General features: G+C 70.7%; 22 protein-coding genes. 11 read left to right on the plus strand and 11 right to left on the minus strand.

What is annotated here, in order from left to right:
• Position 1 precedes the first annotated feature (1 nt).
• The 4 genes from flgL (at position 2) to H030_RS0102595 (ending at position 2648) form a co-directional block, all read left to right on the plus strand.
• The gene (flgL, locus tag H030_RS0102580) at positions 2-952 is read left to right on the plus strand and encodes a flagellar hook-associated protein FlgL (protein WP_027004970.1); all 951 of its coding nucleotides are present in this window, start codon (positions 2-4) and stop codon (positions 950-952) included.
• 41 nt (positions 953-993) lie between these two features.
• Complete coding sequence (gene fliW / locus H030_RS28690) at positions 994-1446, plus strand: flagellar assembly protein FliW (protein ID WP_196808961.1); 453 nt, start codon at positions 994-996, stop codon at positions 1444-1446.
• 52 nt (positions 1447-1498) lie between these two features.
• A complete protein-coding gene (gene csrA, locus H030_RS0102590; protein WP_027004971.1) occupies positions 1499-1732 on the plus strand; it encodes a carbon storage regulator CsrA in 234 nt (77 codons plus the stop codon).
• Between the two features lie 109 nt (positions 1733-1841).
• Positions 1842-2648 (plus strand): flagellin, encoded by an 807-nt coding sequence (locus H030_RS0102595; protein WP_027004972.1) that lies wholly within the window; start codon positions 1842-1844, stop codon positions 2646-2648.
• A gap of 89 nt (positions 2649-2737) precedes the next feature.
• Here the strand turns inward: H030_RS0102595 and H030_RS36120 are convergent, their stop codons facing one another.
• Entirely contained in the window at positions 2738-3502 is a 765-nt protein-coding gene (locus H030_RS36120) for a DsbA family protein (RefSeq protein ID WP_027004973.1), read from the minus strand.
• A gap of 20 nt (positions 3503-3522) precedes the next feature.
• Here H030_RS36120 and H030_RS28700 point away from each other — a divergent pair, with 20 nt between their 5' ends.
• From H030_RS28700 to H030_RS28705, 3 genes are all read left to right on the plus strand, one after another.
• Entirely contained in the window at positions 3523-5028 is a 1506-nt protein-coding gene (locus H030_RS28700) for a protein kinase domain-containing protein (RefSeq protein ID WP_035125775.1), read from the plus strand.
• Positions 5025-5900, plus strand: a complete 876-nt coding sequence (gene ligD, locus H030_RS0102615) for a non-homologous end-joining DNA ligase (RefSeq protein WP_027004974.1) — start codon at positions 5025-5027, stop codon at positions 5898-5900. Before H030_RS28700 ends, ligD begins: the two co-directional genes overlap by 4 nt.
• An 82-nt stretch (positions 5901-5982) precedes the next feature.
• Positions 5983-6162 (plus strand): hypothetical protein, encoded by a 180-nt coding sequence (locus H030_RS28705; RefSeq protein ID WP_027004975.1) that lies wholly within the window; start codon positions 5983-5985, stop codon positions 6160-6162.
• Between the two features lie 8 nt (positions 6163-6170).
• On the opposite strand, the gene H030_RS0102625 is transcribed toward H030_RS28705, so the two are convergent.
• Genes H030_RS0102625 through H030_RS36130 form a run of 8 tightly spaced genes read right to left on the minus strand, consistent with a single transcriptional unit; the run spans position 6171 to position 16195 of the window.
• Positions 6171-7142 (minus strand): D-alanine--D-alanine ligase family protein, encoded by a 972-nt coding sequence (locus H030_RS0102625; protein WP_027004976.1) that lies wholly within the window; start codon positions 7140-7142, stop codon positions 6171-6173.
• Positions 7142-9103 carry a Stk1 family PASTA domain-containing Ser/Thr kinase gene (gene pknB, locus H030_RS28710; protein WP_051221522.1) on the minus strand — a complete coding sequence of 654 codons (1962 nt, stop codon included), beginning with the start codon at positions 9101-9103 and terminating at the stop codon, positions 7142-7144. Before pknB ends, H030_RS0102625 begins: the two co-directional genes overlap by 1 nt.
• Positions 9100-10542: a peptidoglycan D,D-transpeptidase FtsI family protein gene (locus tag H030_RS0102635; RefSeq protein WP_027004977.1), complete on the minus strand. Its 1443-nt coding sequence runs from the start codon at positions 10540-10542 to the stop codon at positions 9100-9102. The genes pknB and H030_RS0102635 overlap by 4 nt, the downstream gene beginning before the upstream one ends.
• Positions 10539-11900 (minus strand): FtsW/RodA/SpoVE family cell cycle protein, encoded by a 1362-nt coding sequence (locus H030_RS0102640; RefSeq protein ID WP_027004978.1) that lies wholly within the window; start codon positions 11898-11900, stop codon positions 10539-10541. The genes H030_RS0102635 and H030_RS0102640 overlap by 4 nt, the downstream gene beginning before the upstream one ends.
• A 28-nt stretch (positions 11901-11928) precedes the next feature.
• Positions 11929-13182, minus strand: a complete 1254-nt coding sequence (locus H030_RS36125; protein WP_051221524.1) for a Stp1/IreP family PP2C-type Ser/Thr phosphatase — start codon at positions 13180-13182, stop codon at positions 11929-11931.
• A complete protein-coding gene (locus H030_RS0102650) occupies positions 13182-13679 on the minus strand; it encodes an FHA domain-containing protein (RefSeq protein ID WP_027004979.1) in 498 nt (165 codons plus the stop codon). The genes H030_RS36125 and H030_RS0102650 overlap by 1 nt, the downstream gene beginning before the upstream one ends.
• A gap of 7 nt (positions 13680-13686) precedes the next feature.
• Complete coding sequence (locus tag H030_RS0102655; protein WP_027004980.1) at positions 13687-14472, minus strand: FhaA domain-containing protein; 786 nt, start codon at positions 14470-14472, stop codon at positions 13687-13689.
• Between the two features lie 55 nt (positions 14473-14527).
• Positions 14528-16195 (minus strand): serine/threonine-protein kinase, encoded by a 1668-nt coding sequence (locus H030_RS36130; RefSeq protein WP_051221527.1) that lies wholly within the window; start codon positions 16193-16195, stop codon positions 14528-14530.
• Positions 16196-16311: 116 nt separating this feature from the next.
• On the opposite strand from H030_RS36130, the gene H030_RS0102665 reads away from it, so the two are divergent.
• The 4 genes from H030_RS0102665 to H030_RS28735 all read left to right on the plus strand — a co-directional run bounded on the left by H030_RS0102665 (position 16312) and on the right by H030_RS28735 (position 19673).
• The gene (locus tag H030_RS0102665; RefSeq protein WP_027004981.1) at positions 16312-17472 is read left to right on the plus strand and encodes a hypothetical protein; all 1161 of its coding nucleotides are present in this window, start codon (positions 16312-16314) and stop codon (positions 17470-17472) included.
• 63 nt (positions 17473-17535) lie between these two features.
• Positions 17536-18057, plus strand: a complete 522-nt coding sequence (locus H030_RS36135) for a DUF4446 family protein (protein WP_027004982.1) — start codon at positions 17536-17538, stop codon at positions 18055-18057.
• Positions 18054-18989 carry a prephenate dehydratase gene (pheA, locus tag H030_RS28730; RefSeq protein ID WP_051221529.1) on the plus strand — a complete coding sequence of 312 codons (936 nt, stop codon included), beginning with the start codon at positions 18054-18056 and terminating at the stop codon, positions 18987-18989. The genes H030_RS36135 and pheA overlap by 4 nt, the downstream gene beginning before the upstream one ends.
• A gap of 189 nt (positions 18990-19178) precedes the next feature.
• Positions 19179-19673, plus strand: a complete 495-nt coding sequence (locus tag H030_RS28735; RefSeq protein WP_035125779.1) for an HNH endonuclease — start codon at positions 19179-19181, stop codon at positions 19671-19673.
• Between the two features lie 603 nt (positions 19674-20276).
• Here H030_RS28735 and gyrA read toward each other — a convergent pair.
• Both gyrA and gyrB read right to left on the minus strand, forming a co-directional pair.
• A complete protein-coding gene (gene gyrA, locus H030_RS0102685) occupies positions 20277-22877 on the minus strand; it encodes a DNA gyrase subunit A (protein WP_027004983.1) in 2601 nt (866 codons plus the stop codon).
• A 35-nt stretch (positions 22878-22912) separates the two neighbouring features.
• A complete protein-coding gene (gene gyrB / locus H030_RS0102690; RefSeq protein WP_027004984.1) occupies positions 22913-25342 on the minus strand; it encodes a DNA topoisomerase (ATP-hydrolyzing) subunit B in 2430 nt (809 codons plus the stop codon).
• Between the last annotated feature and the right edge of the window lie 143 nt (positions 25343-25485).

Here is a 25485-nt window from a genome sequence, read left to right on the forward strand (position 1 = left end):
CATGTCGATGCGGATCACCAACAACATGGTCAGCGACCGGGTCATCTCCGACCTGCAGTCGCAGTACGCCCAGCTGGCGAACACCCAGCTGCAGGTGTCCACGGGCCGGCGGGTCAACAACCCGTCCGAGGACCCGACGGCCTACTCGCAGGAGCGGATGCAGAACTCCGCGCTGGCGGGCATCCAGGCCTCGCAGACGTCGGTCAACTCGGCGCAGACCTGGCTGAACCAGAGCGAGTCGAGCCTCGACAGCATCAACAGCATCATCGCCCGCGCCAAGGACCTGGCGACGGCGGCGGCCAACGGCTCCATGAGCCAGGACGGCCGCAACTCGACCGCCAACGAGATCGACCAGCTGATCAAGTCCGTCAAGGACGCGATGAACACCAAGGTCGGCAACGACTACATCTTCTCGGGCACCAGGACCGACACCGCGCCGTACACCGACGCGACCGGCGACGCCTACCAGGGCGACGCCAACGCGGTCGTCCGCAGCGGCGGCACCGGCGTCACGCTCCAGGCCAACCCGACCTTCGTCGACGCCTCCGGCGCCAGCACCCCGCTGACCGCCGGCGCGCTCCTCGGCGGCGGCTCGGCCTCGGGCGACGGCAAGATCCTGAACGTCCTGACGCAGCTCGCGGCGCACCTGCGCGGCGGCACGACCGCGGACATCGCCGCGATCGGCACGACGGACCTCACGGCGCTCGAGACCAACCGCGTCGCGGTCGTCAGCGCGACGCAGGCGATCGGCGCGATGGGCAACCGCGCGACGGCCGCCACCAGCCGCCTCCAGGACATGGAGGACAACGCCAAGAACTCCATCGACGACCTCACCGGTGTCGACATGGCGCAGGCGCTCACCGACTACTCCACCCAGTCTGCCGCGTACCAGGCCGCCTTGAAGGTCGGCGCGCAGATCATCCAGCCGTCGCTGCTCCAGTTCCTCTCATGAGCGGCGGATTGAACAACCCCAACAATGGAGGCGACTCCCACATGGCAGTGACGCTTCAGTCGAGCCGCTTCGGGGAGCTTCAGATCCCCGCAGAGGCCGTCCTCGAGTTCCCGAATGGCCTGATCGGCCTGGGCGGTCGCAAGTTCGCCCTCCTCGCCCGCAGCGAGGAGTCCGCGTTCGTGTGGCTGCACTCGATGGACGACCCGGACCTCGCGGTCCCGGTCACCAACCCGTGGCGGTTCTTCAACGACTACGAGCTCGAGCTCTCCGACGACGATGCCGAGCGCATCGGCGTGACGAGCTCCGAGGACGCGATGGTCTACGTGACCGTCCGGTCCGCTCCCGCACTCGAGGACTTCTGCGCGAACCTTCGCGCGCCGATCCTCGTCGTGGGCAACCAGGGTCACCAGGTCATCAACCAGACCCCGGAAGCACCTGTCCGCGCACCCCTCTTCGCCGGTCTCGAGGAGGAGTCGTCGACGAAGGCCGCATAGCCCTCCGGTACGCTCGCTCCACTGACTTGGAATCCAAGGAGGAATCCCTCTCATGCTCATCATCACCCGCCGTCCCGGCGAAAAGATCATGGTCGGCGACGACGTCGTCGTCGAAGTGATCGAAGTCAGCGGCTCGAGCGTGCGCATCGGCATCGCAGCCCCGAAGTCCATCCCGGTGTACCGGGAGGAGATCTGGGCCGCAGTCCAGGCGGAGAACAAGGCCGCCGCTGCGTCGGATGTCACCGAACTTCCGGATGACGTCCCGACGCCCAGCAAGAAGTCCTAGCGGCCTCCGCCAGCTAGCCCAGTAACCGCAGTCCCCTCCGAGCAGCCTCCACTGCCCGGCGGGTCCCTCCCGTAACACAACTCCCTCCAAGCTCAGGAAAGGACAAAGGATGTCCCTTCGCATCACCCACAACGTCGAGGCAATGAATGCGGCTCGGAATCTCCAGGCGAACACCGCCAAGATCTCCGCGTCGATGGAGAAGCTCTCCTCCGGCTACCGCATCAACCGCGCAGCCGACGACGCCGCCGGCCTCGGTATCTCCGAGTCCATGCGGTCGCAGATCCGCGGCCTCGCTCAGGCTCAGCGCAACATCCAGGACGGCGTGTCCATGGTGCAGACGGCGGAAGGCAACCTCGACGAGGTGCACTCCATGCTGCAGCGCGTCCGCGAGCTCGCCGTGCAGTACAAGAACGGCTCGCTGGACAACAACGCCCGCACCTCGATCCAGAACGAGGTCAACCAGCTCGCGTCCGAGATCGGCCGCATCGGCTCGCAGGCGTCGTTCAACGGCATCAACCTGCTCGACGGCACGGCGACCGTGTCGTTCCAGGTCGGCGCCAACGACGGCGAGCAGATCGGGATCACGTTCCTGAACCTCTCGACCACGGTCGGCACGTCCTACGCCCAGCTCTCGCAGACGGGCGCCACCGACATCTCGGAGATCGACGCGGCCATCACCGCCGTCTCCACGGCCCGCGGCCAGATGGGCGCGGTCCAGAACCGCCTCGACCACACCCTCTCGGTGTCCGCGGCCTACCAGGAGAACCTCACCTCGGCCGAGTCGCGCATCCGCGACGTCGACATGGCCGACGAGATGGTGAACCTGACGAAGATGCAGGTCCTGCAGCAGGCCGGCACGGCGATGCTCGCCCAGGCCAACCAGAGCCCGCAGTCCGTCCTGAAGCTCCTCGGGTAGTCCCCGACGGACGCGCTCCCAGCGTCCGGAAGCTCTCTGTCCGGCTCCGAGCCGCCCCGTTGGGGCGGCTCGTGGTCGTTGTCCTACACCTAGGTCGCGGCGTGCCAGAGCACGCCGCCGCCGATCCGCTCGGGCCGGGCGGCGAAGTCCAGCGCCAGCGTCCACAGCGCGTGCTCGGCGCGCGGCCACGGCAGGCCGGTCGCCGCGGCGACCTCTGCGGTCGTCGCGGGACCCGCGGCCAGGACGGCGGCCGGCTGCGGCAGCTCCCGCGCGGTCGCCCCGGTCGCGGCCACCGCGGCGGCGAGCGCCTGCGCGCCATCCTGCACCCGCGCCCCGTTGACGTCGAAGCTCGGCAGCGCGAGGCCGCGCGCGCGTTCGAGGTCGGCGCCGAAGGCCTCGGCGATCGCGCTGGAGCGCAGGTCGATCGCGAAGCGCGCGCCGTCCAGGCCGGGCACGTGGCGCGCCGCGTCCTCCAGGGCGTCCGGGGTGTCGAGCGTCGCCCGGCGCAGCCAGAAGCCCTCGCGCAGCACGCGCAGGTAGGCGGCGCCGATCGCCGGTCCCTGCTCCTGGGCCGCTTTCACGGCCAGGCAGGCCGGGTAGGTCGAACGTGTTGGCCGTCCATCCCGCCCACCCCAGCCGCGCGCGTCGACCGGCATGCCCGACGCGGCCGCGGCATCCAGACCGCTCAGCAACATCTCGTGCGGATCGCTGATCTCACGCGCCAATCCGGCCATCACGTAGGTGATCGCGACCGAGTCGGCGAACTCAGCTTGGATGCGTCGCAGCACGGGCTCCGACGCCCACGACCACGGGCATGCAGGGTCCGTGTACGAGATGACCTCGACTTCCGCCATCGCGCCAGCACAATAGAGACGTGAGCTCGCAGGTCGGCACGCTCCTATCGGGTCGCTATCGGCTCGACGCCCAGATCGGCACCGGTGGGATGTCGACGGTCTACCGCGCCTTCGACACGGTCCTGGAGCGCCAGGTCGCGATCAAGCTCATGCACCGCGAGATCGCCTCGGACTCCGACCAGCTGGAGCGCTTCCGGCGCGAGGCGCGCGCGGTCGCGCAGCTCAACCACCCGCACATCGTCACGGTCATCGACGCGGGCGAGGACGACAACACCCCGTACATCGTCTTCGAGTACGTCGAGGGCGAGACGCTGAAGGACCGGATCAGGCGCTACGGGCGGCTGCCGATCCAGGAGTCGATCGCCTACGCGATCGAGATCGCGCGCGCGCTCGGCGTCGCGCACGAGCGCGGGATCGTCCACCGCGACGTCAAGCCCCAGAACGTCCTCGTCGACGAGGAGGGCTCGGCGAAGGTCACGGACTTCGGCATCGCCAGGACGCTGGACCAGGAGGGCCTGACCGCCGACGGGCGCGTGCTCGGGACCACCGACTACGTCTCGCCCGAGCAGGCGCTCGGCCACGCGGTCACCGGCCAGAGCGACCTGTACTCCTTGGGCATCGTCCTGTTCGAGATGCTGACGGGCGACGTCCCGTTCAGGGGCGAGAACCAGGTCGCGGTCGCGATGAAGCACGTGCGCGAGCAGCTCCCGGACGTCCAGGCGCGGCGCCCGGAGGTGTCGAGCGCGCTGGCGGCGGTGATCGACCGCGCGACCGCGAAGGACACCGCCGACCGCTACGCGACCGACGCCGAGCTGATCGCCGACCTCGAGCAGGTGCTGGCCTACGAGACGCAGCGCTCGGGCCAGTCGACCGGCGAGGCGACCGCGGTCCTGCGGACGCTGCCGTCCAAGACCCGGCGCGGCCTGCCGGCGCGCGTCACCCATCCGGTCCGGCTGATCCTCGCGCTGCTGGTGATCGCCGGCGTCGTCGTCGCCGCGGTGCTGCTGCTGGCCGACAACACGCACAGGGGCGTGCCGCCGCGCGCGATCGTCAGGACGCCCGCCGCCGCGAGGCTGCAGCCGGTGCCGCTGGGCCAGTCGCGCGCCCACGACTTCGACCCTTACGGCGACAAGGACGAGCACCACGAGGACGTCGGGCGCGTGCTCGACGACGACCCGGGCACGTCGTGGACGACCGAGCACTACCAGAACGGGCAGTTCCCCTCCGACAAGCCGGGCGTCGGCCTGTACCTCGACGCCAAGCCCGGCGTGATCGCGCGGCAGCTGGACCTCCGGACCTCCACCACCGGGTGGGAGGGCAAGGTGTACGTGTCGAACAGCGTCGACCCGAACGCGGCCGACCTGACGGGCTGGAGGGACATCGGCGCGACGTTCAGCGCCGACAGGAAGACGTTCTCGGTCCCGCTCGACACGGCCAAGCAGAAGTTCCGCTACTACCTGATCTGGATCACGAGGCTGCCGTCGGTCGGGCAGGTCGCGATCTCCGACGTCGTGCTGCAGAAGTGACCGCCCGCGCGGTCAGGCTCACCCACCCGGATCGCGAGATCTGGCCGGGCGACGGGATCACCAAGCGCGAGTTGTATGACTACTTCGGCGCGATCGCCGAGGTGATGCTGCCCCACGTGCGCGAGCGGCCGGTGTCGATGCAGCGCTTCCGCGGCAGCGTCGAGGACGGCGGGTTCTTCATGAAGGAGGTCCCGAAGGGCGCGCCCGACTGGGTCGCGACCGTCGAGGTGCCGAAAAGGACCCACCCGCCCGGCGTGGTCCACCACGTGCTCGCCAACGACCGCGAGACCCTGCAGTGGCTGGCCCAGCAGGGCTGCGTGACGCCGCACGTCTTCACCGAGCGCGCCGACAGGCTGGACCGCCCGGACCGGCTGGTCGTCGACCTCGATCCCTCGCACGAGGACTTCGCCGCGGTGCGGCGGGCGGCCCAAGTTGTAGGAGAAGGGTTCCGGGCCGCGGGCCTGGAGCCGTTCGCGATGGTCACGGGGTCGCGCGGGATCCACGTCGTCGCGCCGCTGAAGCGCACGCGAACGACCGAGGACGTCTACGCCTGGATCCGCGCCTTCGCCGCCGAGCTGGCCGCCGGCAACGACGCCGAGCTGACGACCGAGTTCCACAAGGACAGGCGCGACGACCGCATCTACCTCGACGTCGCCCGCAACGGCGTCGCCCAGACCGTCGTCCCGCCCTACGCGCCGCGGCCGCGCCCCCACGCGCCGGTCGCCACACCGCTGCGCTGGGAGGAGCTCGACGACGACGCGCTCCGGCCCGACGCCTGGACGCTGCGCACGATCGCGAGCCGTCTGGATGAGCTGGGTGGCGACCCGTGGAAGGACATCAACCAGTCCGCCGCGGCGTTGCCGAGGGCCTGAGCTCCCCCACCCGGGGGAGGTCCGCGTCGGGACGATGACGCGGCCCCTTCGCAGCGAGGCGCGAGCGGTCGATGCATGGACCATGGCCTCCCTCCCTGCCATCTCCAGCTTCGCCCGCCGCCCCGCCAGGGCCCAGGAGCCCGAGGCGACCCGCCTCGCCGCCGAGGTCGACGCCAAGCTCCAGCTCGCCCGCCGCCTGCGCGAGGAGGACGCGGCCCGCCGCAGCACCTCGATCGCCCCGCCCTCGCGGCCGATCTACTAGACCTACAACTAGTGCCGGAGCGCGCGGCCGCGCTCGAAGCGCGCCACCGCGATGCGGCACAGCTCGTCGCAGACCTCGGGGTAGGGCACGCCCGAGTGCTCCCAGAGGACGCCGTAGACCGACGTCGGCGTCTGGCCCGGCAGCGTGTTGAGCTCGTTGAGCAGCACGGTCTCGCCGTCCACGAAGAAGTCCGCGCGGGCCAGGCCGGTGCAGCCCGCCGCCGCGAACGCGCGCGCGGCGATGTCCTTCAACAACGCCTCGGCCGTCTCCGAGATCCGCGCCGGGACCTGCAGGCGCATGCCGCCCTCGCCGTACTTGGCGTTGTAGTCGTACCAGCCCTCGCGCAGCAGGACGATCTCGCCCGGCCCGCTCACGCGCGCGTCGTGCGTGTCGCCGAGCACCGCCGTCTCGACCTCCGCGCCGGTCGCCGTCGCCTCGACGATCAGGCGCTCGTCATGCGCGAACGCCTCGTCCAGCGCGGCCTCGATGTCCTCCGCGCGCTCGACGCGCACGATCCCGACCGAGGAGCCCAGCCGCGCGGGCTTGACCCACAGCGGGAAGCCGAGCGCCTCCAGGTCCGGGCGCTCGCGGCCGGCCTCGACCAGCGCGTAGCCGACCTGCGGGATCCCGGCGGCGCCCATCAGCTCCTTGAACACCACCTTGTCCATGCACACCGCGGACGCCATCACGCCCGAGCCGACGTACGGGACGTCCAACAACTCCAACAACCCCTGGACCGTGCCGTCCTCGCCGAACGGCCCGTGCAGGACCGGGAAGACGACGTCGCAGTCGAGCAGCCCGCGGCCCGGGTGCAGCGCCAGCTCCTCGCCGTCCGGGCCGTGCCAGGTCCCGTCGCGCTCCAGCGTCACCGACACCACGTCGTGGCCGGCGTCGAGCAGACCCTGGCGGACCGTGCCCGCGCTGGTCAGCGAGACGTCGTGCTCCGAGGACCGGCCGCCGCCGAGGACCGCAACCCGCACTAGCCCGTCCCCCCGGTCGTCGTGGTCCCGGGCGCCGTCGTGCTGCCCGGCGCGGAGGCCGACGGCGTGCTCGTGCCCGCCTGGTACTGGCCGTAGGTGATGGTCACGGTGGAGCCCTTCTTCGCCTTGCCGGACGCGGGGTCCTGGCTGATCACGTGCAGGTCCTGCGTCTTGTCGGTGGTCGTCTGCGGCACGAGCGTCACCTTGAAGCCCGCGGCCTGCAGCGTCTGCTGAGCAGCGAGCCGGCCCTGGCCGGTGACGTTCGGGACGTCGACCTCCGGGGGCGCCTTGGCGACCGTCAGCGTGACGGTCGCGCCCTTGGCCGCCTTCGTGTTCGCCGCCGGATCCTGGGTCAGCACCGTGCCCGGATCCTCGTCGGCGGTCTCCTTCGGCGTCGTCGTGACCTGGAAGCCGAGCGCCTCCAGCGTCGAGCGCGCCTCGTCCTGGTCGAGGTCCTTGACCGGCGGGACCGTCACGCGTTGCTTGCCGGCGGAGACGACGATCGTCACGTTGCTGCCCTTGTCCATCGACGTCCCGACGGTCGGCCGCGTCTCGATCACGTGGTTCTCGGTGACCGTGTCGCTGGTCTCGCGCTCCTCGGTCGTCCTGAAGCCGAGGTCGGTGAGCTTCTTCTTGGCCGCGCTGAGCGGCTGGTTCGTGAGGTCCGGGACGACCGAGCTGCCCGGCCCGGAGGACACGACGAGCGTGACGATGCTGCCCTTCGGGACGCGCGAGCCGCCGGCCGGGTCCTGGCCGGTGACCGTGCCCTTGGGCTTGTCGGGCGACTCGCGCTCGGTGATGTCGGTGGAGAACCCGGCGCGCTTGAGGACGATCTCGGCCTCGGCCTGCGGGTTGCCGACCATGTTCGGGACCTGGACCTTGTCCTTGCCGGTCAGCAGCAGCCCGGCGACGATCGCGCCCGCCACGAGCAACCCCACCAACAACCCGATCCACCACTTGGCGCCGCCGCCACCGTCGTCGTCGCCGGCCAGCGCCGGGTCGCGCGGGTCGGTCGGCGGCCCGTAGTAGCGCTGCTCGACGTGCTCCTGGTAGGCGCCCGGCGGCGGGATCGGGACCATCGGCCCGGTCGGCTGCAGGACCGAGGTCGCGTCGCCGGTGCGCTGGACCCCGATCCCGTGCGCGACGGCCTCGAGCGCGGCGATGAACTCGTCGGCGTCGCCGTAGCGGCGCGCCGGGTCCTTCTCCAGCGCGTGCAGGATCACGGCCTCCAGCGGCTGCGGGATGCCGGGGTTGAAGCGGTGCGGCGGCTCGGGCGGCTCGCTGACCTGCTTGAGCGCGATCGTCACGGCGGACTCGCCCTCGAACGGGACGCGACCGGTGAGCATCTCGTAGAGGATGATCCCGATCGAGTACAGGTCGCTCGCGGCGCTGACCGCGTGGCCCTGGGCCTGCTCAGGTGAGAGGTACTGCGCGGTCCCCATGATCGAGCCGGTCTGCGTCATGTCCGACGCGCCGGCCTTCGCGATCCCGAAGTCCGTGACCTTCGCGCGGCCCTCGGAGTCGATGATCACGTTGTGGGGCTTGAGGTCGCGGTGGATGATCCCGCGCTTGTGCGCGAAGCGCGCCGCGCGCAGGATCTGCACGCACAGCTCGATCGCGCGCTCCGGCGCCAGCGGCGCCTCGTCCTGGACGAGCCGCTTGAGCGTGCGGCCCTCCAGGTACTCCATGGCGATGTAGTACGTGTCGTCCCACGAGCCCCGGTCGTAGACGGCGACGACGTTGGGGTGCTGCAGGCCGGCGGCGCTGGAGGCCTCGCGCCGGAAGCGCTCGCGGAACTCCTCGTCCTGCGCGAAGCGCCGGTGCAGCAGCTTGATCGCGACCTTGCGCCCGAGCTGGAGGTCCTCGGCGCAGACGACGTCGGCCATCCCGCCGGAGCCGACGCGGTGCAGCACGCGGTAGCGGCCGTCGATGATCGTGGAGGTGTCGGGGACGTCGGTCACTGGAGGAGGGTCTTCATGATGTCGCGTGCGATCGGCGCGGCGAAGTCCCCGCCGAACCCGGTCACGGCCTTCACGGTCACCGCGACCGCGATCCGCGGATGGTCCGCCGGCGCGAAGCCGATGAACCAGACGTCGTTGACCTTCGCGCCGAACTCGGTCTCGGCCGTGCCGGTCTTGCCCGCGACCTGGATGCCCGGGATCTGGGCCTTCGTGCCCGTGCCGTGCGTCACCACGCCCACCATCATGTCGGTCACGGCGGCGGCCGTCGACGGCTTCATGACCTCGGACTGCTGCTCGGGCTCGATCGTGTCGACCGTGCGGCCGTCGCGATCGACCACGCGCGTGCCGATGTGCGGCTTCATCAGCCTGCCGCCGTTGGCGACCGCGGCGGCGACCTGGGCCATCTGCAGCGGCGTCGCCTGCAGGCCGCCCTGGCCGATCGCCACGCGCCCGAGGTCGACGTAGCGCGACGTCGCGGGCACCGGGTGGCCGGGCGGGTTGGGGACGATCGAGCTGGCCGACATCGTGGCCTTGGGGTAGTCGAGCTGGGGCTTGCGGTCGAAGCCGAAGCGCTCCATGTACTCCTTCATCGTCGCCGCGCCGAGCTTGGTGCCGACGTTGGCGAAGGCGGTGTTGACCGACTGGGCCAGCGCCTCCTTGATGCTGATCGGGCCGAAGTCCCTGTTGAAGTCGTTGGCCAGCGGCTTGGACGCGAACTTCTGGCCGGAGTCGCCGTCGACCGTCGAGTTCTCGTTGAACGTCCCGGTGTCGATCGCGGCGGTGGCGGTCACGACCTTGAACGTGGATCCGGGCGCGGCGCCGAACTGCACGGCGCGGTTGACCAGCGGCGTGTTCTTGTTGTCCCTGTTGGCCGAGGAGAACGCGCCCCTCTTGGTGATCCCGTTGGGGTCGTAGCCCGGGGTCGAGGCCATCACCTTGACCGCGCCGGTGCGCGGGTCCAGCGCGACGGCGGCGCCGGACGTGCCGACCGCGGCGATCTCGTCCAGCGCCAGCTGCTGGGCCTTCGGGACCAGCGACGTCCGGACGTCGTCGCCCTCGCGCTGGTGGCCGATCAGCTGGTCGAACGTCGTCGTGATCGCGTTCTTCTTGCCGGTCAGGTCGTCGTCGTACTGCTTCTCGATCCCGGTCTGCCCGAGCGAGGTGTAGGAGTAGCCGACGGGATGGCCGAAGCGCTTGCCCTGCGGGTAGCTGCGCGAGTAGACGCCCTCGTCGTCGCGCGTGGACCTGGCGATCGCGCTGCCGTCGGCGGCGAAGATCGTGCCGCGGCGGATCTTCGTCTCGCGGATCAGCGCGCGGCGGTTCTGGGGGTCGTCGTTGAGCTTCTTGGCCCTGACGACCGTCCACCAGGTCGTCGACCCGAGCAGCGCGGCGAACATCAGCAGCGCGACGACGAAGAGGCGGCCGATCGGCTTGTTCACGCCGGCAGCTCCGCTTCGCGCCGCGCGCGATCCGACACCATCAACAACAACGCCAAGAGCACGAAGTTGGCCAGCACCGACGAGCCGCCGTAGGAGACGAACGGCAGCGTGACGCCGGTCAAGGGGATCAACTTGGTCACGCCGCCGACGATCACGAAGACCTGCAGCGCGAAGACGCTCGTCAGCCCGGTCGCCAGCAGCTTGCTGAACGAGTCGCGCGCGAGCATCGCGATCTTGAAGCCGCGCTGGACGACCAGCAGGTTGATGCACAACAGTCCGGCCGCGCCCGCGAGGCCGAGCTCGTTGACGATCACCGCGTAGATGAAGTCGGTGTGCGGCGCGGGCAGCAGCGAGCAGTTGATGGTGGAGTCGGCCGTCGAGTGGCAGAGCGCGCCGATGCGCAGCACCGACTGGCCGAAGCCCTGCCCGAGCACGCCGCCGTCGGCCTGCGCCCACAGGCCCTGCGCGAGCTGGTAGCTGCCGCCGCTCTGCCTGTTGAGCAGCACCGCGTCGAACGGGTGCTTCCAGGCGTCGATGCGGTCGGCGATGTGGCCGATGTGGCCGGCGACGAGGTAAGCGCCGAGGCCGAACGTGACGAGCCCGACGACGACGAAGCTCAGCCGGTCGGTCGCGACGTAGATCATCGCCAGGAACGCGCCGAAGAACATCACCGACGACCCGATGTCGCGGATGTAGAACAGCAGCAGCATCGCCGTGCCCCAGACCACGAGCATCGGGCCGAAGTGCTTCAGCGGCGGGATCGTCACGCCCGCGAAGCGCCTCCCGGCGGTCACCAGCAGCTGGCGCGTGTCGCGCAGGTAGGACGCCAGGAAGACGACGATCGCGATCTTCGCGAACTCCGCGGGCTGCACCGACAGCGAGCCGATCTGGATCGACAGGTACGCGCCGTTGACCGGCGTGAACGCCCGCGGCAGCATCAGCAGCAGGATCCCGCCGATCGCGATCAGGTAGCGGTAGCGCTCCAGCTTGCGGTAGTCGCGCAGCAGCACGATCGTCGCGGTGAAGAGGCCGAGGCCGATCACGAACCACTGCGCCTGCAGGCGCGCGAGGCCGTCGTCGATCCGGTAGATCTCGACCAGGCCGAAGCTCGCCAGCAGCGCGGCGAGCGGGAACAGATACGGGTCGGCGCGCGGCAGGAAGATCCGGATGACGACGTGCGCGGCGAAGCAGAGGCCGAGGAAGATCGCGCCGTAGGTCAGGCTGACGTTCGAGACCTCGTTGGTCCCGGACAGGCCGCCGAGCAGGTCGTCACGGCTCAGGAAGACGGCGGCGAACCCGGCGCTGATCAGCAGCGCGGCGGGGATGAGCGCGAAGAGCTCGCGATTGCGTGCGCTCAACAGAGCCCTCTGGGCGAGGTTGGGCCCTTCACTGCGTGTTCTGCCCCGCGATCTCGCCGCGCTCGAGCTGACGCACGAGATCGACCGCATCGTCATAGGACCGCAGCTTGTTCGCGGTGACCGTCCTCTGCACGTGCGGGGAGAGCTCCTGCGCGGGCACGCCGGTCGTGAACTCGGTGGAGTAGAGGTCGAAGCCGCCGGGCAGCTCGTAGGGCAGCCCGGAGTAGAGCGTGACGTAGCCGTCGTCGTTCGTCCCCACGAAGTAGACGGACTGGGCAGCGATCCAGCCGCCGGAGGCGACGAGCGCCAGCAGGACGAAGATGACCGCGAAGCCCTTGGCGAACGGGACCCAGCGGCGGCGCTTGCGGCGCGGCTGCGCGCGGGGGTCACCCGGGCGGGGCGGCCGCGGCTGGCGGCGCTGCGCCTGCGTCGTGGCGGGCGCCGCCTCGGCGACGCTGGCCAGCGGCGCGCCGCGGGAGGTCTCGACAGTCGCGGGCGGGCGCACGGCCGGCTCGCCGACCATCGTGTGCTCGCTGACGACCGCGCCCGCGCCGGGCGTGACGTCCTCGACGCGGAACAGGATCAACGTGATGTTGTCGCGCCCGCCGGCCTCGTTGGCCGCGGCGACCAGGCGCTGCGCGGCGACGGCCAGCGACTCGGCGCCCGCGATGATCTCGGCGATCAGCGCGTCCGGGACCATGCCGGTCAGGCCGTCGGAGCAGAGCAGGAAGACGTCGCCGTCGCGGACCGGCCAGGAGAAGTGGTCGACGACGACCTCGCCCTCGATCCCCAGCGCGCGGGTGATGATCGACCGCTGCGGGTGGTCCTCGGCCTCTTCGGCCGAGATCTGGCCGCGCCGGACCAGCTCGCCCACGAGCGAGTGGTCGTCGGTCAGCTGCTGCAGCTCGCCGTCGCGCAGGACGTAGAAGCGCGAGTCGCCGACGTGGGCGATCGCGAGGTCCTCGGGCGTGACGTAGGCGACGGTCAGCGTCGTGCCCATCCCGGCGAACTGGTCGTCGGACTGCGCCTGGGCGTAGACCTCGACGTTGGCGCGCTCGACCAGCTCGGCCAGGCGCGCCTCGTAGGTGCCGGGGCCGTCGGGCAGGCCGCCGAGCGCCCTGAAGACCTCGACCGCGGTCGACGACGCGACCTCGCCCGCCTGCGCGCCGCCCATGCCGTCGGCGAGCACGAACAGCGGCGAGTTGGCCCAGTAGGAGTCCTCGTTGGCGGAGCGGGCGCGGCCGGTGTCGGTCCGGGCGGCGAGGTCTGAGACGCGCAGCATCAGCGGTCCAGGTAGGTGAACTCGCTGTCGCCGATCCGCACGCGGTCGCCGGCGTGCAGCGGCTGGGGGCCGGACAGCAGCTCTTCGTTGAGGTAGGTGCCGTTGGTCGAGCCGAGGTCCTCGATCACGATCACCGCGCCCTGGCGCGTCAGGCGCGCGTGGCGGGAGGAGGCGAACGGGTCCTCGAGCCGGATCTCGGCCTGGTCGCCGCGGCCCATGACGGCGCCCTCGCCGACCTCGTACTCCATGCCGGGCACGTGGCCGGGCGCGCGCTCGACGACCAGGCGCGGGTCCTCGGGCGCCGCGCCTTGGGTGCTCGCGGAGTGGATCCCGGTGGCATCGGCGGGCGGCGGCGGCGCGTAGCCGCCGGGCGCGGGCGTCGTCTGGATCGTCGTGCGCCTGAGATCCCTCAGCGCGTTGCGGCTGATCCAGAGCAGGAACAGGTACAGGACCGCGAGGAAGGCGAACTTCAGGGCGACGGAAGCGGGGTCGATCATGCGGCGGTCACTCGACCTCGAACGTGACGGTGACGGTGCCGAGCTCGATCCTGTCGCCGGACTCCAGCGGGTGCGGGCCGTCGACCTGGCGGCCGTTGACGCGCACGCCGTTGGTCGAGCCGAGGTCCTGGATCCGCCAGCCGTTGCCGCCGGGCAGCAGCTCGGCGTGGCGGCGGGAGACGTTGGTGTCGTCGACGACGATGTCGGCCTCGCGGCTGCGGCCGATCAACGCGCCCTGCGGCGGGACGAGCAGGCGCTTGCCGTTGACGACGACGATCGCGCGGCGGCGGCCCACGCCGGCGCCGGAGCCGACGTCCTCGAGCGCGTCCTGGTGGCGGGCCGAGGTCGAGTAGACCATCGTGTGGCCCATGTCGGCGGGCCTCGCGGCCGGCGCTTCCGAGGATGCGGACCCACCCGCCCCGTACGGCTCGATCAGGCGCGCCTGGATGCCGAACTCGCCGAGCGCGAGGCGGTCGTCGGTCCGGAACTCGATCTGCGGCTTGGAGACCAGCGCGAGCCGCTCGCGGCGCGCGTGCTCCAGCAGGTAGGCACCGAGCTCGTCGATGACGGACTGCTCCACGCCCTCGTAGCGCTCCCGGTCCTGGGGCGACAGCCAGACGACGTACTCGTTGGGGACGTAGGTGCGGGAGACCGAGACCGTGCGGTGCTCGTCCATCTCCTTGGCCAGCTTGCGGGCCAGCTCGACGGGCCGGACCTCGCTGCGGAAGACGCGACCGAACGTCCCCTCGACGAGGCCGGCGATCTTCTCTTCGAGGTTGCGGAGAACGCTCATGCCGTGCAGGGGCCAGTTCCCCGGGGAGGAACGGGGCGAACTAGGTTACGCAAGCTCAACGCGCGTCGCGCGGGCGGAGTTGCGCTCGGGGCAGGATCGCGAGCACCGCGGCGAGGATCGCACCCTGGATCAACCCGCGCGGCGCGGTGCCGAGCGCGGCCTGCGTGGCGGCCGCCAGGCCCGCCGCCCAGGCGGTCGCGGCGACGATGTCGAACACCAGCAGCCGGCCACGGACCAGGAACGGGAGGATCGCGGCGCCCGCCGCCCAGATCCCGGCCAGCGCGATCGACTGCGCGCTCAGGACCGACCAGACCGCGTCGCTGCCGCCGCTCGCGGCGGGCGCGCCGAGGACCAGCGTCCGGTGCAGCAGCGGTTCTGCGAGGAGCGTCGCCCATGCGCCGAGGGCACCCACCGCGGCGCGCGTCCACACGTCGCCGGTCCGGCCCGCGACCGCCGGGAAGCCGCCCGCGACGGTCCCGAGGGCCATCACCGGCGCCAGCGCGGGGACCGACCACGTCACCGGCGAGGCGAGCCGCAGCAGGAACGGCACCGGGAGGACCGCCGCCCCGACCAGCCACGCGCGGTCGGGCGCGACGTCCGCCAGCCACACGGTCGTCGTGACCGCCATCGCGACCCAGACGATCCGCGGGAGCAGCAGCGCGGCGAGCGCGACTCCCAGCGCGCCGGTCGCGGGCGCGACGAGCGGCTCGGCGCCGCCGGGCGGGCCCCATTTCAGCGCGGCGGCGGCCAGCGCGGCGGCGCCGGCGGCGGTCGCGGCGCGCTCGATCAGGCGGGTGCGCTGCGGTGGGACGACCGGCGCGAGCGGCTCCAGCGCGCCGCCGGCGATCGTCCCGGGCTCGTCGTCGACGTCGGCCAGCGCGGTGCTCAGCGCGGCCTTGAGGTCCTGGAGCGTCCCGCGCTCCTCGGGGTGCGGCCAGACCGCGGTGTCGATCGCCTCGCAGAGCTCGAGCGGCAGGTCGCGGCGCAGGCGGCCCAGCGGCGGCAGGCGCTGGCCGATCCGGCGCGCGGTCGCGCCCGCGCCCCGCGCGCGCAGGGGGTTCACGCCCGCCAGGCCCTCGTAGAGGCAGAGCCCGAGCGCGTAGAGGTCGGCCTCCGCGCCGACGTCGCCGCCCTCGGCCTGCTCGGGCGCCATGTAGGCGAGCGTGCCGACGACGTCGCCCGTCCGCGTGAGCGCGTCGTCGCCCGCGATCCGCGCGACGCCGAAGTCGGTCAGCTTCGCGGGCGGCCCGTCGCCGTCACCCGCGGCGTCCGGGACGAGGATGTTCAGCGGCTTGACGTCGCGGTGGATGATCCCGCGCCTGTGGGCGTGGGCGAGCGCGTCGCACAGCGCGACGCCGATCTCGACGACGTCGCGGTCGCTCAGCGCGCCCTCCTCGAGCAGGCGCGCGAACGTCGCGCCCCGGACCAGCTCGGAGACGAGGTAGACGTGGTCGTCGTCGGAGCCCGCCTCGTGCAGCGCGACGATCGCGGGGTGCTGCAAGCGCGCGGCGGCGGTCGCTTCGCGCTGCGCGCGCTTGGCGGTCTCGGCGTCCGGCGCCGGGATCCGCTTGACCGCGACGGTCCGGTCGAGCTTCAGGTCGCGCGCCAGCCAGACCGCGCCGAACCCGCCGGAGCCCAGGCGGCGGTGGAGCTCGTAGCGGTCCAGGACGACCTCGGCGGAGGCCGTCTGCGTGGTCGTCGTGGTGTGCTCCGCGGTCTCCACCGCGTTTGGTCTTCCGCGCGGGAAGAAGGTGCCCTGCGCGCGACGGCGAAGTTGCAGCGGGCGTTGCCGCCCGACGTACCCGCAATACTGGCCCATTCGACGCCGCCTGGAGCGACGTGTCCTTCTTCGACGACGAGCCCGACGACGAGCCCACCCGTGTCACCCGGCCCGCGCGCCCGCGCAGGGCTGCGCCTGCCGGTGGCGGCGGTGCGCGCCCGCGCGGCGGTGGAGGGGGTGGCCGGGCCGGCGGCGCCGGCACCCCGCCCGCCGACATCGCGCGGCGCCGGCAGTTCGTGCTGTTCGGCGGCCTGGCGGTCGTCGCGATCCTCCTGATCTTCACCGTCAGGTCGTGCGGGAGCACGCGCGCCAAGAACGCGCTGAAGGACTACAACCGCAACGTCACGTCGATCGTGCAGTCCTCGGACGGCGAGGTCTCCAAGCAGCTGTTCGACGTGCTCGGCGGAACCGGGAGCCAGAGGGACGTGCAGGTCGCCGTCCAGCAGGTCCGGCTCGAGGCCGAGAACGACGCCAAGCGCGCCAAGGAGCTCGACGCGCCGAGCGCCGTCGGCACGGCCCAGCACGACTTCGAGATGGTCATGAACTTCCGGGAAGCCGGGGTGACCGAGATCGCCGAGCAGCTCAACAAGGCCGTGTCGTCGCAGCCGGGCGCGCAGGACGCGATCCGCCGGATCGCTGGGCAGATGCAGCAGTTCCTGGCCAGCGACATCGTCTACTCGCAGCGCGTCAAGCCGCTGATCGAGGACGCGCTGAAGAGCAAGGACATCAACGACCAGCAGGTCCCGGCGTCGAAGTTCCTGCCGTCGATCGGCTGGCTCGATCCGGACCAGGTCAGCACGAAGCTCAACCCGAGCGCGTCGTCGGACAGCTCGACCGGCAGGGGCACGCCGAAGCCGGGCACGCACGGCCACGGGCTGCTGAGCACCAAGATCGGCGCTACGACGCTGCAGCCGGGGTCGGCCATCAACAAGGTCACGACGGCGACGCCGCTGCCGGTCGAAGTGTCGTACGCCAACCAGGGCGAGAACGACGAGACCAACGTCGACATCAACGTGACGATCACCGGCGGGCCGAGGAGGATCTCGGTCGACAAGAGGCTCAACCAGACCAAGGCCGGGACCCAGGGCGCGGTGACGATCAACCTGCCGACGGTCCCGCCGAAGGGCACCTCGACGGTGATGAAGGTGACGATCAAGCCCGTCAACGGCGAGATCAACACCACCAACAACACCTCGTCGTACACCGTGTTGTTCCAGTAGGACCCGTGCCCGTGCGGCACGGCGGGGCGCGTTCCGGGCGGCGGGCCTAGTAGCGTCGAGGGCGTGGACAGCTCGACCGCAGGGATCGTCGCGATCGCGGCCTGCGCGGTGGCGCTGGCGGCGCTGGTCGTCGGCACGGTCGCGGTCGTCCGGCTGCGCCGGTTGCGCGCCGACCAGCGCGTCCTGCTCGGGACCGGGCCGACGGAGGACCTCGTCGAGCACGCGGCGCGCATCGAGCAGGAGTTCCGGTCGCTGCACGCCTACGTCGGCGACGTCGCGGCGCGGCTCGACGGCCGGCTCGGCACGGCCGAGGACCGCCTCGACCGCGCGATCGCGTTCCGCGGGCTGGTCCGGTTCGACGCCTACAACGAGATGTCGGGGCAGCAGTCGGTGGCGATCGCGCTGCTCGACGCCGAGCAGTCCGGGATCGTCCTGAGCTCGATCCACCATCGCGACCAGGCGCGGCTCTACGTCAAGCACATGGTCAACGGGGAGCCCGAGTACCCGCTGTCGCCCGAGGAGATCGAGGCGGTCCGGGTCGCGCTCGCGGGCGAGCCGCCGCCGACCCCGCCGCGCCTGCCATGAGCGGCGCGCCGCTGCGGCTCGGCTTCCTCGGTCCGGCCGGGACGTTCACGCACGCCGCGCTGGCGGCGTCCTGGCGCTCGGATGGGGCGGAGGCGGTGCCGTTCCCGACCGAGCGCGAGACGATCCTGGCCGCGGAGCGCGGCGAGATCGACGCGTGCCTCGTGCCGATCGAGAACTCGATCGAGGGCGGCGTCAACGCCTCGCTCGACACGCTCGCCTTCGACGCCGAGGGCGTCAGCATCGTGGGGGAGGAGGTGCTGCCGGTGACCCACGCGCTGATCGCCCGCGCGGGCGTGGCGGTCGAGGAGATCACCGCCGTCGTGTCGCACCCCCAGCCGCTCGGCCAGTGCCGCCGCTGGCTCTCCGAGCACCTCGGCGACTTCCGGCCGATCGCCGCGACCTCGACCGCCGAGGCCGTCCGCCTGGTCTCGCAGAGCGACGAGCCCCACGCCGCCATCGGCACGACGACCGCCGCCGACCTCTACGGCGCGACCGTCCTCGCCTCCGGCATCGAGGACGAGCACGGCAACGAGACCCGCTTCCTCTGGCTCGCACCCACGCCGACCAACCCCTTCGCCTTGCCCGCCTCCGCGGCCGGCGAAGGCGGCGGCGCGACGCCGTCTGCTTCGCCCGCGGCCGGCGCGGCTTCGGCGCCGCGGCTCGGCGCGCCGAAGACGTCGCTCGTGTTCCACGGGGCGGGCGATGCTTCGCCGGGCTGGCTCGTGCGGTGCCTGTCGGAGCTCGCGTTCCGGGGCATCAACCTGACGCGGATCGAGTCGCGGCCGCTCAAGCGGCAGTTGGGGCACTACCTGTTCTTCGTCGACGCCGAGGGCGATGCGGCCGATCCCGCCGTCGCCGAGGCGATCGAGCGGCTGCGCGTCCATGCCGAGGTCGTGCGCGTCCTCGGCTCCTACCCGCGCGCGCTGCGGTAGCCGCGCCTTCCGGCGGTCGGCGGGTTGTTGCCGATCTGTCACCTGCGGGTTCGAACCAGGCGGTTTCCGTCCGGTCTAGTGCTACGGTTTCCGCCAGGAACGCGCCTCATGACGACCCTCACGCCACCACACATGACGCGGTCCACGTCGCCCGACGAGCACCGGCGACGTGGACGTGACGGTGGCCGGGTGCTCGTCCTCAACGCCTCGTACGAACCGATCAACGTCTGCACGGTCCGTCGCGCGGTCGTCCTGTTGTTGAAGTCCAAGGCCGAGGTCGTCGACCACGCGACCTGGGAGCTGCGCTCCGAGCGCGCCGCGATGTCACGCCCCGTCGTGATCCGCCTCAACACCTACATCGTGGTCCCCCGCGACACCCACCGCAGGAAGATCACCCGCCGCGCGGTCTTCGCCCGCGACAACTGGACCTGTCAGTACTGCGGCTCCCGCAGCAACCTGACCGTCGACCACGTGATCCCCCGCTCCAAGGGCGGCGGCTCCACCTGGGACAACATCGTCGCCTCCTGCGCACCCTGCAACCGCCGCAAAGCCGACCACCTCCCCGACAAAGCCGGCATGCACCCCAAGCGCGTACCGGCCATGCCCCAACCCCACGTCTTCATCCACGTCGCCACGCCGACCATCCCGGCAGCCTGGCGTCAGTGGCTGCCCGAAGCCGCCTAGCGCTCATCCCCGCGGAGCGGTTCGCGGAGAGCGGGGCCCGGCACCTCGGAGTGGGCGGCACGACGAGGCGAGCGGCGCGACGGCGTCCCGCCGGCAGTGTCGGCGTAGCGGGGGTTCGACACCTTGTTCTTCACGCGGAGCGGTGAAGGCGCGGATTCCGATGCCAACGCCATGACGGCCCGGCGGGACAGCGATACCACCAACCACGCGCCGGGCCCCGCGAACTGAGCGCCGTAGCGGAGCGTGAAAACAAGGGTGTCGATACCCCCGCCGACCCACACCTCCCGGCGCTTAAACGACGAGGGACGCAAGCCACCGCTTGCGCCCCTCGTACAACCACTGGACTGGACTTGCCCACACCGCGACTGGTCTGAAGCGGCCGGAGGGACGACTTCCGGCATCGCGGCGCAGGGGTGGCCCGGCGTGGATTCGCTGGATCGTTACTCCAGCCCGACCGATCTAGCGGCCGGCCACCTCCAGGGTCCCGCAACTACAAGAACTAGGACTAGATATTCGGACCACCTCCTTTCTCTGGTAGCGCCAATGTAGCACCACCTCCCGACGACCAAAACCGGTCGTCGGGAAGGGGGGTCAAACCGCGGACTACTCGGCGCTTTCGGACTCGCCGTCTGCCTCTTCGGCAAGGTCGTCCGCGACCTCGGCGACGTCCGCGTCGCCGGCCACCGGCTCGACGCCGACCTCGGCGCCTTCGACGTCCAGCGTCGGCGTGCCGGACTCGTCCTCGGACTCGACGATCAGCGCGATCGCGCTGACCCTGTCGTCCTCGCGCGGGGACATGACCCTGACGCCGGTCGCGCTGCGGCCCTGCTGCGAGATACCCTTGACGCCGGTCCGCTGGATCAGCCCGTTCTGCGAGATGAACACCAGCTCCTGGTGCGGCCGCACGACCAGCGCGCCGGCGAGGCCGCCCTTGGCCTCGGTCAGCTTGATCGTGATGACGCCCTTGGTCCCGCGCGCGGTCTTGCGGTACTGGTCGATCTTCGTGCGCTTGCCGAAGCCGGCCTCGGTCACGACCAGCAGCTCCATGTCGTCGCGCGCGACGTCCATGGCGATGACCTCGCCGTCGTCGCCGACGTTCATGCCGCGCACACCGCCGGTGTCGCGGCCCATGTCGCGCGCGTCGGACTCCTCGAACCGCACGGCCATGCCGACCTTCGAGATCATCATGATCTCGTCGCCCTCGTCGACCCGCCGGACGGCGATCAGCTCGTCGTCGTCGCGGATCTTGATGGCGATGATGCCGTCGGCCTTGATCGGCGTGTTGTAGGCCTGGAACTTGGTCTTCTTGATCACGCCCTTCTTGGTGGCGAACACCAGGAACGGCGACTCCGAGAAGTCCCGCGTCGACAGCACCGACTGCACGCGCTCGTTCTCACGCAACGGCAGGATGTTGACCAGTGCGCGGCCCTTCGCGGTCCGCTGACCCTCCGGCAGCTCGTACACCTTCGACCGGTAGACCTTGCCCCGGTTGGTGAAGAAGAGCAGGAAGTCGTGGGTCGAGGACACGAAGAGGTGCTCGATGTAGTCCCCGTCCTTCAAGTCCATGGCGTTGATGCCCACACCACCACGGCGCTGCTGGCGGTAGGTCGCCAGCGGCACGCGCTTGATGTACCCGGACTTGGTGATCGTGATGACCATCTGCTGGTCGGCGATCAGGTCCTCGATGTCGAGCTCGTCCTCGGACGGCGCGATCGTCGTGCGGCGCTCGTCCTGGAAGCGCTCGGCGATGTCGAGCATCTCCTCCTTGATCAGCGCCAGGACGTTGGCCTCGTCGCCGAGCAGCGTGCGCAGCTCGGTGATCCGCTCCATGACGTCGGCGTGCTCCTGCTTGATCGCGTCGCTCTCCAGCGCGGTCAGCTGCGACAGGCGCAGGTCGAGGATCGCGGACGCCTGGATCTGCGACAGCGAGAACGTCGCGACGAGCTCCTCACGCGCGGTCTCGCGGTTCGGCGACCGGCGGATCACCTCGATGACGGCGTCGAGGTTGTCGAGGGCGATCAGCAAGCCCTCCAACACGTGCGCGCGCGCTTCCTTCTGCGCCAGCTCGAACTTCGCGCGGCGGACGACGACCTCGCGCTGGTGCGCGACGTAGGCCGACAGCAGGCCCTTCAGCGACAGCGTCTTGGGAACGCCGTCGACCAAGGCCACCGTGTTGACCCCGAAGGTCGACTGCATCGGCGTGTGCTTGTAGAGCTTGTTCAGCACCACCTTGGGGTTGACCGCGCGCTTGAGCTCGATCACCAGGCGCATGCCGCGGCGGTCGGTCTCGTCGCGCAGGTCGGAGATCTCGGGGATCTTCTTCTCGCGCACCAGCTCCGCGATCTTGGTGATGAGGCCGGTGTCGCCGCCCTTCTTGACCGCGTAGGGCAGCTCGGTGACGATGATCGCCTCCTTGCCCTGGTGGATCTCCTCGATGTGGGCCTTGGCCCGGACGCGCACCTTGCCGCGCCCGGTCTCATAGGCGTCGCGGATGCCCGCCGAGCCCATGATGATGCCGCCCGTCGGGAAGTCCGGGCCCTTGATGTGCTTCATCAACGCGGTGGCGACCTCGACGTCGTCCCAGCCCGCCATGCCCTCGTCGATGAACGCGATCGTCGCGTCGATGACCTCGCGCAGGTTGTGCGGCGGGATGTTGGTGGCCATGCCGACCGCGATGCCCGTGCCGCCGTTGACCAGCAGGTTCGGGTAGCGCGACGGGAGGACGACGGGCTCCTGGTTCTGCCCGTCGTAGTTGGGCACGAAGTCGACCGTGTCCATGTCGATGTCGCGCAGCATCTCCATCGCGAGGCGCGTCAGGCGCGCCTCCGTGTACCGCATGGCCGCGGCGGGGTCGTCGTCGACCGAGCCGAAGTTGCCCTGGCCGTCGGCGAGCGGGTGGCGCATCGAGAAGTCCTGCGCCAGCCGGACGAGCGTGTCGTAGATCGCCGAGTCGCCGTGCGGGTGGTACTTGCCCATGACGTCGCCGACGATGCGCGCGCACTTGACGTACGGGCGCGTCGGGCCGAGGCCGCTCTCGTTCATCGAGAACAGCACGCGTCGGTGGACGGGCTTCAGGCCATCACGGACATCGGGCAGCGCGCGCCCGACGATGACGGACATCGCGTAATCCAGGTACGCGGTCCGCATCTCGTCTTCGAGGGCGCGCGGCTCGATGTTGCCGCCGCCGATGACGTCAGTGGCCATCAGGCCTCAACTCCTTCAACAAGCTTCGGGATCATCTAGACGTCGAGGTTCACGACGGCGCGCGCGTTCTGCTCGATGAACTCGCGGCGCGGCTCCACGACGTCGCCCATCAACATGGTGAACAACCGGTCCGCCTCGGTGGCGTCCTCGACGCTCACCTGCTGCAGCGTCCGGGTCGCCGGGTCCATCGTCGTCTCACGCAGCTGGTCGGCGTTCATCTCGCCCAGCCCCTTGAAGCGCTGGACGTTGATGCCGCGGCGCGAGACCTCGAGCACCGCGGTGCGCAGCGCCTCGAACGAGTAGGCCTGGTCGGACTTGTCGCCCAGCGACACGCTGAACGGCGGCGCGCCGGCGAGGTCGACGAGCTGCGCGTTGACCTTGATGAACTGGACGTAGTCGTTGGACTCGAACATCGACCGCGGGAGGCGGTGCGTCTGCGCGAGCCCGGTCTTGCGCTCGACTGCCTTGACGACGAGCACCTCGTCGTCGGACTCGACGACGTGCGTCTCGTGCGGGCGCGAGGGGTCGTTCTTCTCCAGCGACGCGACGACCGCGGCGAGGTTCGCCGCCTGGTCGTCGAGCAGCCCGGCCTCGCCGAGGAACCGGACGGCCTCGTGGCCGTGCTCGGCGCGCAGCGACGACGCCCAGCCCTCGAACTGCTTCAGCAAGCGCGTGTAGCGCTGCCAGCGGGCCTCGGTCAGCTTGAACTCGTTCTCGGAGCGATCGAAGACGTTGATCTTCTCGAACTTGTCGGAGAGCAGGACGTCCTCCAGCTCCGACTCCTTCTCGATGTAGCGCTCGTTGCGGCCCTGCTTGAGCTTGTACAGCGGCGGCTTGGCGATGTAGATGTAGCCGGCCTCGATCAGCTCGGGCATCTCGCGGAACAGCAGCGTCAGGACCAGCGTGCGGATGTGCGCGCCGTCGACGTCGGCGTCCGTCATCAGCACGACCTTGTGGTAGCGCGCCTTCTCGATGTCGAACTCGTCGCGGATCCCCGTGCCGAGCGCCGTGATCAACGCCTGGATCTCGTTGTTCTTGAGGACGCGGTCGATCCGCGCCTTCTCGACGTTGAGGATCTTGCCGCGCAGCGGGAGTACCGCCTGCGTGTTGCGGTCGCGGCCCTGCTTGGCGGAGCCGCCCGCGGAGTCGCCCTCGACCACGAAGATCTCGGTCAGCGACGGGTCCTTGACCGAGCAGTCGGCGAGCTTGCCCGGCAGCGGCGAGTTCTCCAGCGCGCTCTTGCGGCGCGTCAGGTCGCGGGCCTTGCGCGCGGCCGAGCGGGCCTGCGCGGCCTGGACGGCCTTGCGGATGATCGCGTTGCCCTCCTGGGGGTTCTCCTCCAGGAACTCGGCGAGCTTGGCGTTGACGACCGAGGCGACGAAGCCCTCGATGCCCGGGTTGCCGAGCTTGGTCTTGGTCTGGCCCTCGAACTGCGGGTCGGCGAGCTTGGCCGAGATCACCGCGGTCAGGCCCTCGCGCACGTCCTCGCCGGAGAGGTTGTCGTCCTTCTCCTTGAGGATGCCCTTCTCCCTGGCGTACCGGTTGAGCGTGCGCGTGAGCGCCGACCGGAAGCCCGAGAGGTGCGTGCCGCCCTCGTGCGTGTTGATGTTGTTGGCGAACGAGAAGACCGACTCCTGGTAGGAGCCGTTCCACTGCATGGCGATCTCGACGTAGCCCTCGGGGGACTCGCCCTCGAAGAAGATGACCTTCCTGCCGAGCGGCTCCTTGTTCTCGTTCAAGTACGAGACGAAGTCCTCGATGCCGCCCTCGAAGTGGAACTCGACCTTCTTGCCGCCGGCGCGCTCGTCGGTGAGCGTGATGCGCAGGCCGCGCGTGAGGTAGGCGGTCTCACGCAGGCGCTGCTCGAGGACCTGGAACTCGTGCTCCAGTGTCTCGAAGACCTCGGCGTCCGGCAGGTACGTGATCGTCGTGCCGGTCGGCTCACCCTTGGCGAGCGGCTCGCCCTTCTTGAGGTCGTAGCGCGGCTTGCCCCTGTCGTACTCCTGGACCCAGTGGTGGCCGTCGACGCGGACGTCGACCCTCACGGTCTCCGACAGCGCGTTGACGACCGAGACGCCGACGCCGTGCAGGCCGCCGGACACCTTGTAGCCGCCGCCGTCGCCGAACTTGCCGCCGGCGTGGAGCACGGTCAGGACGACCTCGACCGCGGGGCGGCCCTCCCTCTCGACGATGCCGACCGGGATGCCGCGGCCCTCGTCGCGCACGGTGACGCTGTTGTCGGGGTGGATCGTGACGTCCACGCGCCCGCCGAAGCCCGCGAGGGCCTCGTCCACCGAGTTGTCGACCACCTCGTAGACGAGGTGGTGCAGGCCGCGGATGCCCGTCGACCCGATGTACATGCCGGGGCGCTTGCGGACCGCCTCGAGGCCCTCGAGGACGGTGATGTCCTGGGCTCCGTAGGAGGCCGAGCCCTGGCGGTCGTTCTTGCCGTTCTCGTTCGCCATGGGTACTGCGTCCTATACGCAGGCACGCCCCGATGCTGGGCTCGGTCGAGCCCGGCCGGGGCGTGGAAGAAGTTATCCACAGGATAGCACAGCGGGGTCCCGGAACGCCCGTGTGAAGACCCCAGAAACGCCTGCAAATCGCC

The organism is Conexibacter woesei Iso977N, assembly GCF_000424625.1.
In the GTDB taxonomy this organism is placed as follows: Bacteria; Actinomycetota; Thermoleophilia; order Solirubrobacterales; family Solirubrobacteraceae; genus Baekduia; species Baekduia woesei_A.

Coding starts and splice junctions, on each gene's coding strand:
- flgL (WP_027004970.1), top strand. CDS start 2: ATGTCGATGCGGATCACCAACAACATGGTCAGCGACCGGGTCATCTCC.
- fliW (WP_196808961.1), top strand. CDS start 994: ATGGCAGTGACGCTTCAGTCGAGCCGCTTCGGGGAGCTTCAGATCCCC.
- csrA (WP_027004971.1), top strand. CDS start 1,499: ATGCTCATCATCACCCGCCGTCCCGGCGAAAAGATCATGGTCGGCGAC.
- H030_RS0102595 (WP_027004972.1), top strand. CDS start 1,842: ATGTCCCTTCGCATCACCCACAACGTCGAGGCAATGAATGCGGCTCGG.
- H030_RS36120 (WP_027004973.1), bottom strand. CDS start 3,502: ATGGCGGAAGTCGAGGTCATCTCGTACACGGACCCTGCATGCCCGTGG.
- H030_RS28705 (WP_027004975.1), top strand. CDS start 5,983: ATGGCCTCCCTCCCTGCCATCTCCAGCTTCGCCCGCCGCCCCGCCAGG.
- H030_RS36125 (WP_051221524.1), bottom strand. CDS start 13,182: ATGCTGCGCGTCTCAGACCTCGCCGCCCGGACCGACACCGGCCGCGCC.
- H030_RS0102650 (WP_027004979.1), bottom strand. CDS start 13,679: ATGATCGACCCCGCTTCCGTCGCCCTGAAGTTCGCCTTCCTCGCGGTC.
- H030_RS0102655 (WP_027004980.1), bottom strand. CDS start 14,472: ATGAGCGTTCTCCGCAACCTCGAAGAGAAGATCGCCGGCCTCGTCGAG.
- pheA (WP_051221529.1), top strand. CDS start 18,054: ATGAGCGGCGCGCCGCTGCGGCTCGGCTTCCTCGGTCCGGCCGGGACG.
- gyrA (WP_027004983.1), bottom strand. CDS start 22,877: ATGGCCACTGACGTCATCGGCGGCGGCAACATCGAGCCGCGCGCCCTC.
- gyrB (WP_027004984.1), bottom strand. CDS start 25,342: ATGGCGAACGAGAACGGCAAGAACGACCGCCAGGGCTCGGCCTCCTAC.